Origin of the sequence: Lacunimicrobium album, assembly GCF_052161635.1 — a bacterium.
GTDB lineage: Bacteria > Planctomycetota > Planctomycetia > Planctomycetales > Planctomycetaceae > SXPC01.
In genome coordinates this window covers 1,070,968-1,082,813 of record NZ_CP197413.1, presented here as the reverse complement: position 1 = coordinate 1,082,813, position 11,846 = coordinate 1,070,968, and the positions used below count along the sequence as shown (strand labels likewise).

10 protein-coding genes are annotated in these 11,846 nt (G+C 54.5%); 6 read left to right on the top strand and 4 right to left on the bottom strand.

What is annotated here, in order from left to right; all coding sequences use genetic code 11:
• Positions 1-34: 34 nt before the first annotated feature.
• From SH248x_RS04220 to SH248x_RS04205, 4 genes are all read right to left on the bottom strand, one after another.
• A complete protein-coding gene (locus SH248x_RS04220) occupies positions 35-1,288 on the bottom strand; it encodes an MFS transporter (RefSeq protein ID WP_459557269.1) in 1,254 nt (417 codons plus the stop codon).
• A 270-nt stretch (positions 1,289-1,558) separates the two neighbouring features.
• Complete coding sequence (locus SH248x_RS04215; protein WP_459557268.1) at positions 1,559-3,109, bottom strand: Gfo/Idh/MocA family oxidoreductase; 1,551 nt, start codon at positions 3,107-3,109, stop codon at positions 1,559-1,561.
• Between the two features lie 153 nt (positions 3,110-3,262).
• The gene (locus SH248x_RS04210) at positions 3,263-4,462 is read right to left on the bottom strand and encodes a DoxX family protein (protein WP_459557267.1); all 1,200 of its coding nucleotides are present in this window, start codon (positions 4,460-4,462) and stop codon (positions 3,263-3,265) included.
• Between the two features lie 106 nt (positions 4,463-4,568).
• Positions 4,569-5,765 (bottom strand): FAD:protein FMN transferase, encoded by a 1,197-nt coding sequence (locus SH248x_RS04205; protein ID WP_459557266.1) that lies wholly within the window; start codon positions 5,763-5,765, stop codon positions 4,569-4,571.
• A 366-nt stretch (positions 5,766-6,131) separates the two neighbouring features.
• Here SH248x_RS04205 and SH248x_RS04200 point away from each other — a divergent pair, with 366 nt between their 5' ends.
• The 6 genes from SH248x_RS04200 to ptsP all read left to right on the top strand — a co-directional run bounded on the left by SH248x_RS04200 (position 6,132) and on the right by ptsP (position 11,497).
• Positions 6,132-6,524 (top strand): hypothetical protein, encoded by a 393-nt coding sequence (locus SH248x_RS04200; protein WP_459557265.1) that lies wholly within the window; start codon positions 6,132-6,134, stop codon positions 6,522-6,524.
• A gap of 203 nt (positions 6,525-6,727) precedes the next feature.
• Positions 6,728-7,063 carry a HesB/IscA family protein gene (locus SH248x_RS04195; protein ID WP_459557264.1) on the top strand — a complete coding sequence of 112 codons (336 nt, stop codon included), beginning with the start codon at positions 6,728-6,730 and terminating at the stop codon, positions 7,061-7,063.
• A 1,053-nt stretch (positions 7,064-8,116) separates the two neighbouring features.
• A complete protein-coding gene (gene hpf / locus SH248x_RS04190; protein WP_459557263.1) occupies positions 8,117-8,491 on the top strand; it encodes an HPF/RaiA family ribosome-associated protein in 375 nt (124 codons plus the stop codon).
• 180 nt (positions 8,492-8,671) lie between these two features.
• Entirely contained in the window at positions 8,672-9,142 is a 471-nt protein-coding gene (locus SH248x_RS04185; RefSeq protein ID WP_459557262.1) for a PTS sugar transporter subunit IIA, read from the top strand.
• Positions 9,143-9,271: 129 nt separating this feature from the next.
• Positions 9,272-9,583, top strand: coding sequence for an HPr family phosphocarrier protein (locus SH248x_RS04180; RefSeq protein WP_459557261.1), 312 nt, complete (start codon positions 9,272-9,274; stop codon positions 9,581-9,583).
• Between the two features lie 165 nt (positions 9,584-9,748).
• Entirely contained in the window at positions 9,749-11,497 is a 1,749-nt protein-coding gene (gene ptsP, locus SH248x_RS04175) for a phosphoenolpyruvate--protein phosphotransferase (protein ID WP_459557260.1), read from the top strand.
• The last annotated feature ends 349 nt before the right edge of the window (positions 11,498-11,846 follow it).

Below are 11,846 nucleotides of genomic sequence, written 5' to 3'. Positions count from 1 at the left end.
GGCACAGCCGTGGCACACCAGAGGGTGGAAAGTACTACTGAGCGGGGGTCTGAACGGTGTTTGTTGATGGGAGGCGGAGGATCATGAAGAAGGAAATCGCCATGACGATGGCGGCGGAGAGGTAAGGGAGGACGTAGTTTTCGCCCGTCATGAGAGTCAGCCCTGCGATGGGTCCAAAGATGCGGGCGATGGCGGACATCGACTGGCCGAGACCGAGGACGCCGCCCTGTTCGTCGTCGTGAGTCCGCAAGGAAAGCATGGATTGCAGCGATGGGGTCACGAACGAAAAGCCGATGATGCTGATGGGCATGACGGCGTACAGATAGGCGACCGAGTTGAAGGTCTTCGTCAGAGCCAAAGCACCCAGGCCGATGACCATGAAAACGGTGCCGATGAGGGCGACACGTTTTTCTCCGAGTTTGGGAATGAGGCGGCGGACAATGCCACCCTGGCTGATGACGAGAACCAGACCGATGAACGCGAAGAGGTAAAAGTTGTAGCGATCGCTGATGCCGAGGCCTTTGGTCAGCAAGGAGAGTGTCGTTTCAAACTCTGCGAACGCAAAAGTCGAGATGAAGATGGTGAGAAGCAGGAGACCAATGGTGGGACGAGAGAAAGCCGTTGCGGATTGAGTGAAAATCGAGAACGGGGAGCCGTGAGTTGACGCAGTCGTTGAGTTTGGTCGGCGAGATTCTTTCAAGAGCAGGACAGCGAGAATGCCGGAGACGAATGAGAGACCAGCAGCGATGTAGCCAGGCCAGGGGCTGGGCGCGATGATGTCTTCGGGTGGCAGCGCAAAGGCACCGATGAGAGGGCCGAAGGTGAAACCGACGCCGAAGGCGGCTCCGATGAGGGCCATGCCTTTGCCACGGTTGGCTGCCGTCGTTGTGTCGGCGATGTAGGCTTGGGCGGTCGGGATCGTTGCGGAGGCGATCCCGGCACCGAGGCGTGTGATGAACAGCCACGCGAGTGGCGAGAAGCCCAGGAAAATCGCTTCAGCGGGGAAGTGAGAGACGTAGCCGAAGACGCCGTAAAAGATGGCGTTGGCGAACAAGCCGAGCGTCAGGATGGGTTTGCGACCGATGTGATCTGAGACGCGTCCCCAGATCGGTGCGAACAGAAACTGCATCGCCGAGAACGACGCCATCAACAGGCCGAGGGTGAATTCGTTGGCGAGATAGAACTTGCCATAGCGAGGCAAAAGCGGCAGGACGATCGCGAATCCGAGCAGGTCGATGCAGACAGTCAGGAAGACGATGAAGAGGCCGCGTTTGTTGTTGGTCGACATAACTGCCATACTTTGAGAGTAGCAACTGAAAGTGCGCAGCGTGACTGTTCAGCATCGAGATGTCAACTCAAGAGCGTCGAGTGGGGGCGTGTCTTCAAACCGCACCGAAACGACATTCATTCTCGCATTTGGTGCGGTTCGCAAAGCCTCACCAGCACCCTACTTTGTATGGCTGTTGCGTTCTTTGTCTTCGTATGCGCAATTTTGCCTATCGCGCAAGACACAGGGGGTTTACACCCCCCGCTCGCCTATAAGAATAGGTTGTCTTGATTAGCCGATGACGTCTGGGTCGGTTTCGGGGACGGCTGGGTTGGTTGGGTCGAACCAGGCGTCTTTGAAGGTGATGCGTTTCTTGTGCTTCATGGCGAGGTTCGAGGTCAACGCCATGATGGCATCGGCCATCGCGACGACGCCGTTGCAGCGGAGGCCGCCTTCTTTAGGGCTGCGTTCGACGCCGCCTGGGTAGTACTCTGGTCCGTGGTTACGGATGGCGTAGCAGAAGTGCTCCATCTCTTCGGTGTAACCGCGGCTGTATTTTTCCAGGGCTGCCGAGGCGTTGGCGGCGGCTGTGGAGGGCGCACCGGATTCGCTGGCGGTCAGAACCGGGGCGCCGCCGGTGGTGTCGAGGACGTAGAGGCGTTGTTCCAGACCGTAGGGATCTTGAGAGCCGCGGCCTTCTTTGTAGAGCATGACATCCTGCTCGAGGTTAACGATCAGGGTACCACGGCTGCCGAAGACGGTTTCGCCGTAGGGCTCGAGGCGGTTGTGGTTGATCGACGAGTAGGTGACGATGACGATGTCGTGATCGTCTTCTGCGTAGTGAGGACCGGGGAATTCGAGGGTCACGTAGACGTGATCATCGATTTCGCGGTTGTCCTGTTGCTTGTCTTTCGTGCCGACGCCTTTGACGCCGTACATGTTGCGTCCGCCGTAACCCTGGACAGCGATGGGGTGCACCTTGCCGAGGAAGATCGAGCAGGCGTCGAGCTGGTGAGAGCCGAGTTCTGCCATGAGACCGCCGCCGGTGCTGTTGAACAGACGCCACCAGACGAGTTCTTCGACGTCTTTGTAGCCGTATTCAGATGTCTTACCTTCGAGGGCTTTCTGGTCTTCAGCCGGGATGTTTTTACGCCATCCATCCGAGCCAGGGAACGAGTTGTTGCGGTGCCACTGAGCGCGGATGAACTTGATGTCTCCGAGCAGGCCTTGCTGGACGAGGAAGTTCGCGTTGTCGTACAGGGCGCTGTAGTGACGCTGGTGACCGACGGCGAGGAGAAGATTCTTCTCGCGTCCTTTGGCGATCATGGCTTTGCATTCGGTGATGTTGTGCGCCATCAGCTTTTCGGTGAGGACGTGCTTACCGGCTTCGAAGGCTTCCAGCGCGATCGGGGCGTGCTGAGAGAGAGGGACCGCGATGACGACGGCTTCAATCTCGGGATCCGCGAGAAGCTCTTTGTGGTTTTCGTAGACCTTGATCTTGGAGGCTTTTTCTTCGCCCAGTTTCTTGATCAAGCCTTGACGGTTCGGGCTGCCTGGATCGCCGTTGAGGGCGCGTTTGCGGTTACTCGGACGCAGGTCAGCAATCGCTACGATGTCCATGAACTCAGGTGGGTGCTCCTGGAGAAGGATCATCCCTTCGTCGCCGGTGCCGATGAACCCGACTTTGACCGGGTTGCCCTTGAGGGCTTCGTAGCCGAAGTAAGTTGCACCGATGGTGGCACCGGTTGCGGCGGCGACCTTCAGAAAGTCGCGACGAGTCGAGCCGAGAGCATCGTGGAAGTTATCCTGGCCGATTTGTTTCTGCGTTTCAGAGAAAACCATTGCGAACCTCGAAAGGGTAATCGTGAGTGTCAGGTGGGATAATTTGGAAGGGATAAGGAATGATGAGATCCCTCATCCGGCTTCGGCGGTCATGGGTCGCGAACCGGAGGTTCGACTCAGCCACCTTCTCCCCGGGGGAGAAGGGACAAAAAGTTATGCAGGTTTTCTGCGGGCGAAGAGTCTGGCGAAGATCGCGTCGATGCCAAACCATCGTCCCGATGGCAGGAAGACCAAGGCGAGCAAGGCGAGGACTTCGATCAGGTTTTTGTTCACGATGATCCCGTGCTCAACGCCTGGCGGTTCGGGATAGCCAGGGATGGGCGGATAGGCCAGATAGAACATGAAGATCATGACTGCACCGCCGAGAGCAGCCAGACGAGTCCAAAGACCTGCGATGAGCAGGGCGCCGAAAATGGCCAGCCCCCACATTGTCATCAGGTTCATCTGCTGCAATTGAGTCATTGGAAGCCGGACAGGTCCAGCGGCCAGTTGCTCGGTTGTCAGGAGTCGTTGGGCAAAGTCTTTGACTTCTGCCTCAAGTGCTTTGACCGGGCCGATGACTTCGCTGCGCTTTTTAACAACGTCGCCAGTCTGCTTGGCCAGGTGGTCGTACTTGAAGGGAACATTTTCAGCATGGTTTTTGGCTTCGATGCGGTCGACCATGTGCTCATAGACTTCGATGTCGCCGATGGACTTCTCGTAAATGAGGTCTTTGTCTTGTTTACTACGGATATCGGAGCCCGCGCGTTTGGGATTTCCTTTGAGAGAAACAAGAAGTCTCTCTTTAAAGCTCAAGCGGGCCGAGAATTGATAGAGCTTATTAAACTGGGCCTTGAACTCTTTGACGACGGGATCATTCTGATCCATCTTGGCGAGCTGGTCGTCGATGTACTTCTTTTCGGCGGGCATTAAGTGACGTTTGCCGTCGATGACGATCTTCTTGGTGGCTGGATCGTAGTAGACGGCGGGGCCGGGCTTTTGAGAGATTTGCAGGCCATCAGGAAGTTTTTCCACGGTGATCTGGAAGCTGGGTGGGCCGGAAAGAGCAGTGAACAGCGTGTTTCGCTGCGCATCGGAGAGATTGTAATGGGAAGCAAAGGCGGTTGCCCAGGTATCCCAGCGGCCGGCCACTGTGTCATAATTGAGCCAGGCGAGGTCATCGGGGTCGCCGGTCAGATTGCGGAAGTAATCCCGCATTGGGCCGGTCGCATTTTTCAGATACGGCTCGGCTGACCAGGGGGAGGCTGTCGTGAGGGTATTCAGCTTCCACATGCCCTCGTAGAGCATCTGCCAGCCGATGGAAAGCCTCAGGATCACGAGAAAAACGCAGGCGATCAGGGGAATGCGGGCCACGTAGTTTCCTTGAGAGCGAAGTGCGTGGGGAATAGGTGGGAACAAATGGCAGTTTGTTAATGCGTGTCTTATCGCATTATAGGGTATCCCTTTGCGCGGGCAATGATCAAGTTAGCCAGACATCCTGCTCAAGGAAAAGGACAGATTTCTCATCGATGTCCCAGGACAAATCGGACCGGTTGATCCCCGAGACGACCACCTGGAACGATTTCGCAGCCAAGTTGTTATCTGGCGTCACAGTGTTTTCTCGCAACATACTGTTTTCCGGCAATGCCTCGTTTGTCGGTAAGACAAGGATGAACGCAAGCCCTGGAATGGCCTTCTGGCAGAGCTTCGCTGTTTCGAGTCCGCCGACGAAAATTGCGGTCGCGAGGGCATCGGCCTGGGCAGATGTCGGAGCGATGACGAGAGAATTCAGGACTCCGGACGACGGCCAGCCAGTGCGAGGATCGATGACGTGGCCATATCGAACGCCTTCAAACTCGTGAAACTGGACAGCTGCCCCACTGACCGCGATCGCCTGATTGCGGATGACCAGCGTGCCGAGCTGGTCGTCGAAGTTATGAGGATGTTTCAGAGAGAGCATCCAGCCTTTGGCGCCGGGGGGCGGATCGCCAGCGTAGAGACTGCTTTGGCCGCCGTGGTAGAGGAAACTGGTCAGTCCATTCTCTTTTAAGAAGTCAGCGGCTTTGTCGAGGGCATAACCTTTGCCGATGGCGCCCAGGTCAAAGGAAAGCTGGGGCGTGAGAAACTGGATGGCGAGATCGTTTTCGTCGAAAAGGACGTCTCGCGGGTGAGAGTGGGCGAGTGCGTGGTCGACGTCTGTCTGAGTTGGGAGACTGCCGTGTTTGCGGGCGTCTCTCCATAATAAGGTGAGAGCGCGGTTGACGGGATTGAAAGTTCCCTCGGTGACTTCAGAAAGATGGATGGCTTCTTTCAGGAGACGGTAAAGGGATTCCGAGACAGGGATCTTGTTGGCGAAGCCCTCACGGTTGAGGCGAGAGAGTTCAGTGTGTTCTCGGTAGATCGAGAGTTGGTCTTCGAGTTCGTGGATGATTTCGAGGGAGTCGGAGACGTAACTGGAGTGTTTTCTTTCGAGGGCAGGCCAGAGGCAGGAGAACTGGCAGGCCATGGCCCGGGTTTCGAGTTTGACCAGTTGAAGTCGAGAGGGGCCGCTGATGGCGGAGGGGACGGGCATTTCGGACGGGAGAAACTTCTGAAAGACAGCTCCGAGTGACTCGACCCACGAGCGTCCGGAAAGAAAATCGCGTCGTGAGGAACGGGGTGAATCAGAATCAGACATGATCGTGTGTGATGCTTCGAAACGAGAGATGTTTTGAAAAGACGTCGTGACGTTCGGAAATCAGCTCAGTATAATTTTTTTCCAACATCCGCGCGATGGATGGCGTAAGAGTGAGCAGCCTGTCTTTCCGGTGGGACTTAAATCCTTCTTTTGCCCATCGTCACGTTGCGGTTCGACCCTGTCAATCAGTATTGGCCCTGTGAATCATCCACACGGTCAATTTCACTGTCTGTCAATTCTCTTTCGCTGCAGTCATCATCCCCTATTTTTTAACGTAGTGACTGTTTCGATTGGTACGGCTTCGATTAGTACGGCCGGGTTGTCAGTTGGGTCATGGATGTCATCACGTAATGTCGAGGAAGGCGTATGGCGGGCCGTCAAAGCGGATTTAATGCAGCGACATCGTTTGCGACGATGGTCGTTCTGGTTTTGGGCGTGGTGTTCACGCTGGGAATTGTGTTTGCTTTTAGCGAGAAGCCGGAGTGGCCGGCGTTTGGCATCTGCTGCTTTTTTGCTGTGATGACGTACTGGCTGTTTTCGCCGCGCGGGAGCGGGAATGCGGGAATGGATGAAATGAGCGCGATTTCCGCCGCGAACAGGAAGGTCATTACCCGGACGCACCATTATAAGCTGAAGAAGGTGCGTAAGCGCGAAGGCAAGGCGGGAAGCCAGCAGCCTCCGACGGCTGAGTCGATCCGGGAGATGAAGGAGAGTTCCGTCGTGTTTGTTGCCCCGGCGAGGAAACCGCGCACATCATAATCTTTGCGCAGTCTATTCAGCTCTTGCATTCATTGCCTTTGATGGGAATAATGAAGTCAAGGTGTGGACAAGCACAGTGTTGATCAACGACGATCAATTGTGTTGATTTGGTAGTATTGATACCTATTGCCCCTGTGGACGAATAAAGTATACTTACCACGACATTCCGACCTTCTCGCGAAATTTCACTTGGAGACATATAGATGGTCACGCTCACGGAAAAAGCCGCTCAGGAAGTGCAACGCATCATCACCGAGCAGCAAATGGACAATTCAATGGTTCTGCGCATCGGTGTTGCTGCCGGTGGTTGCAGCGGTTTCCAGTACCGACTCGGTCTGGACCAGAGCGAATCAATTGACGATGTGAAAGATCATGTCGTCGAACAACACGGCGTTAAGCTGGCGATTGATAAGAAGAGCTTCCTGTACCTCGATGGGACGACGATCGACTTCTACGACGGTATCGAAAAACGCGGCTTTTCGTTCGACAACCCGAACGTGGTGAAGAGCTGCGGCTGTGGTAGCAGCTTCCAGGCGTAATTTTGGTTGTGATAGAGAAAATCGAAGAGGCCGTTCCTGAATGGGAGCGGCCTTTTTTTGTTGGGGGAAGTGCCTGTTGTCGATAAGGCATTGGGAGTCGTTCGTTGCCTAGAGCCCACCCTCATCCGTCGGCACTGTGTTAAGTATACACCTAAGGTGTTGTGCCGCCACCTTCTCCCCTCAAGGGAGAAGGGACGAGGGAGATGGGAGGAAAGATGACCAATAGGGAAGTTGGGTGGTTGTAAAAACAGCAGGGGGTGATGTGTGCGGGGGAAAGCATCTTCACTGCTGGGGCGAGAGATGGTAATTGTTCGCGCAGTATGTCCGCATTGACTTTCCCCATTTCCGAGTTCGCGGGTTTGATTATGTCATTTTGGCGAATTGCCCCTTTCACTGCAGCGGCTTTGTCTCGCGTTGCCCTGGTTGTTGTCCTGACCCTGGTTGTGACGGGATGCTCGGCGCGCACTTTAATTCCTGATGTCTCCGGGAATGGCCACCTGCCTGCACAGTGGGAGCCAGAAGAGAGCGAGGAATCCGAATGATATCTCGTCGTTTTGGTTGGATAATCTGTGGTTTGTTGCTGGCGGGGATCTGCCAGGGGTGTGAGCTGGGACGTACGATGTTCCAGATGGATAGCAATTCCCCGACGCCGCAGATGAGTTTTGACTTGATCCCCCAAAAGAAAAAATGATCTCGCCGGGACTTTAATCCACCGTCGCTGATGGGTTACTCCGATGAGGGTCCGTGTTCTGGAACAACCTCTACAAACGGTCGTTGCTGGCTGAACATTGGGCGGATACAGCCGGGGGAGAGGTCTGCCTCTTGCTTTGCGGAAAGATCGCCGTTGAGATGGCGTGAGAGTGATGCGTCTGACGGGCAACCGTTGCGAGGTGGCGAAATCGGATGGGTTGATTGACGTTGTAGGCTCTTCAATTACAATCGACGTTTCGGGTTACGCGGAGATCGGTGAATTCTCACTGTCAATGACACCCGGTTGAAACTGTGCCAATTGAAACTCAGCAGTGAATCAGCAACGTGGTGGAGGAATCGCTCGTGCAGGTCGAAGTCACATGTAAGCATGGCAGCATCCCTGATGCTCTGGTCGGATACACAAAACAGAAGTCCGAGAAACTGCTGACGTACTTCGCACGCGTGACGGCGATCCATGTCACGTACGATTTTGCAGGTGATCGCGTTCGCTGCGAAATGCTCGTTGATGCAGAGCACAAGCATAATTTTGTCTCTCATGTCGATAACGGCGAAGAGGCACAGGCGACATTCGATCAGACGTTGCATAAGATGGAAGCGCAGATCAAGAAATACAAAGAGAAGATTCAAGACCATCGTCGTGATAAGCCTCTCGGGGAACTTGCAGCACAGGTTGAGCCTATCGATGACGTTGATGATGACGAAACCGAAAACGAATAATCCTGCGGTCTGACGGTGAACCTCGCCGATGAAACTCAGTTTCACGGAAAATCATGTTCACTGTGGGATTTGCGTGAGTGATCTCTCGAAGGCGATGTCGAGGGGTGGAATCGGAATAGACGAACATACTTTGATTTTTAGACGATTTTACGACCAGGGCCGGCTTTAAGGAGTCATTTTATGAAGTTGACAGATTTCGTCGTGAAGGACGCGATCATCACTGATATGTCTGTGAACGCCAAAGACGAGGCGATTCGGGCGATGATCAAAAGCCTGCAGGGCAGCGGAAAGATCAGCACTGAGAACTCCGAAAGCGTCATCACCGCGATTCTGAAGCGTGAAGAGCTGGGCTCGACGGGGATCGGTAACGGCGTTGCTGTTCCTCACACGAAGCACCCGACTGTTGATGGTCTGGTTTCGACAATCGCGCTGGCCAAAGGCGGCGTTGATTTCGCCAGTCTGGACGGGGAACTGGTTTACATCCTGTTCCTGCTGGTTTCTCCACCGGATCGCCCTGGTGAGCACCTGCGAGCCCTGGAAACGATTTCGCGTCACTTGCGCAATCAGGATTTCTGCAACTTCCTGAAGCAATCCTCGACGCCTGAAGAAGTCTGGGAGCTTCTGCTGGAAGCTGACCAGAAGGATGGTTGATCCGACTTGCCTGCTGAAGTCCGTCTGCCTGTCCCTGTCAGGACTGTGGGCGGAAATTGGCAGCGAGGATCGAAGAAATCGAAATGACTCGTTCCAATCTGGCGAGTCATTTCACGGAAGGACCTTGGCGTGAAGCAGGCGGATAGCTCTGTGGACATCAATATGAGTGCACCGGCTTATTACGAACGAGATGTGATGGTGAACCTGGAACACGGGCTTCACCTGGTTCCCTGTTCGAAGATTGCGGAACTCGCGAAGCGCTATAGCTGCAATGCGATTATCATCAAGGAAGGTCGCAGTATCGACGCCAAGACGATTTTCGATCTGATGACTCTGGGAGCCGTCAAAGGGACCCGTCTGACGCTGCATTGTCAGGGGGAAAAGGCTGATGAGCTGATTGAGAAGCTGGTGGCTTTATTTGAATCGGATTTTCAGGCATAATGGACGCATCTGAACTCCTGCATGCCTAAGCAGCCAGTTCATAGCCTTCAGTGCGATCTGTCATCTTCTCACACGACGACATATCAGACTGCGTCATCACCCACTTCGGCATCACGTCAGGAGCAGATCGCGACTCAGAGAGTCGCTGATTCCCATGGTAGAACTATGATCATAAAACGCGGGATAGCAGTCTCTCCAGGTGTCGTCAGCGGACCAGCGCTGATTATTGGCACGGAGGACTTTCGCATCCCGTATAAGATGGTTCGTGCGGATGTTGTCGAAGGGGAAGTTGAGAAGGTCAAGGTTTCGCTTGCGAAAGTCGCGATAGAAATCGCTGAGAGCGAGCGCGTGGCGTCGGAGCGGATCGGTAAGCAGTATGGGGCGATTTTCGGTGCCCACCTGATGATGGCTCAGGACCCGAAACTGGCCAATGAAATTGAAGAGCTGATTCGCCAGAGACGCTTCTCGGCCGAGTTTGCGTCAAGCCAGGTGCTGCGAAAGTATGCCAAGCAGTTTCAGGATCTGGGCGATACGTATTTCGCGGAACGTGCAACCGATATCTTTGACCTTGAGAAACGCATTCTGCGTCACCTGCTGGGTGAGCGACGGGAAGATCTGGCGCATCTGACATCCCCGGTGATTGTGCTGTCTCGCAATCTGACGCCAAGTGAGACGGCTGGGCTCAACCGCAAGTACGTCAAAGGGTTCGCGACGGAGATTGGCGGGCATACGAGTCATACGGCGATCCTGGCAGGTGCCTTGTCACTGCCTGCAGTGGTCGGGCTGGGATCATTTCTGTCGGAGGTCTCCGGCGGGCAGATGGTCATCCTTGATGGCAACCGTGGCGAGATCATCATCGATCCAGATGACGAGACACTGGACCGATACAAAGACTCGGCAGAAGAGATGCGGTCCGTCCGCAAGCGATTCGAACTGCTCCGCGGACTCGAGGCGTCGACAAAAGACGGTCTTCGGATTCAGCTCCAGGGGAACATCGAGTTTCCGGAAGAAACCGAGATGTGCATGGAGCATGGTGCGGATGGCATCGGTCTTTATCGCACGGAGTTTCTGTACCTGGGAAGTTCGACGATTCCCAGCGAAGAGGATCATTACGAGGCTTACCGCAAAGTCATCGCTGCGATGAACGGGAAGCCGATTACGATTCGAACGCTCGATATTGGTGCTGATAAGATTCCAGGGTACTTCTCTCACCTTTACAACGGCGAAGCCAATGCGGCTTTGGGATTGCGAAGCATTCGGCTGTCTTTGCAGGAACTGACTCTCTTCAAGATTCAGTTACGGGCGATTCTCAGAGCAGCTGTGGGAGCGGACGTTGGTGTCATGTTCCCGCTGGTCTCGACGCTGCTGGAGTTCCGTCAGGCGCGGGCGACGCTGCTGGATGTGATGGAAGATCTTGAAGAACAAGGGATTGAATTCAATCGTCACGTCCGAATCGGGATGATGGTTGAAGTCCCTGCGGCTGCGATCATGGCTCGCGAATTCGCCGCTGAGGTCGACTTTTTCTCGGTCGGGACGAACGATCTGATTCAGTACACGCTGGCTGCGGATCGGTCTGATCCTGCCGTTGCCAAGTGGTTTAATTCTGGTGATCCTGCGATCATGCGCTTACTCAAGAATGTGGGTGAGGCTGCGGTCGAGCATGATATTTCGGCATCGATCTGCGGACAGATCTGTTCGGACCCGAAGTTCATTCCGGTCTTGATTGGATTGAAGTTCAAAACATTCAGCGTTTCGCCACAATCGATTCCTGAGATTAAAGAAGTCATCAGATCTCTGGACAGCCAGAGGATCGAGGAGATTACGCGCAAGGTCTTTACTTTTGACTCAGCGCGAAGCATTGAAACTTACCTTCAGGGCGAGCTGATCAAGCTATGCCCGGAAGTGACACGATAAACACCGATCGCCAGATGAAGCCGTCTTTCCCCAGTGGAGAGGCAGTCATGACTGGTGATTCCAAGTTCATAGATTGAAATGACGATTTGTAAACAGACCAGCACTGTCGCTGAGCTGTGCGACAGATCGGTGAAACACTCAGATCGACCGGCAAAACGAATGCGTCTTTGACGCGAAGGCTTTGCGGTTCCTGTCTAACGTGACGAACGAGTGTCAGTTGGGTTAATTAACCTGTTCGCAGACTTCGCAGGGGTGGTTAAACACCTGCGTTGAAGACGCGAAGCTGACGCCCCTGATAGTTGAGAAGATGGTCCTTGAGAGACGTGATGCCTGAGTAACTGGTGATTGA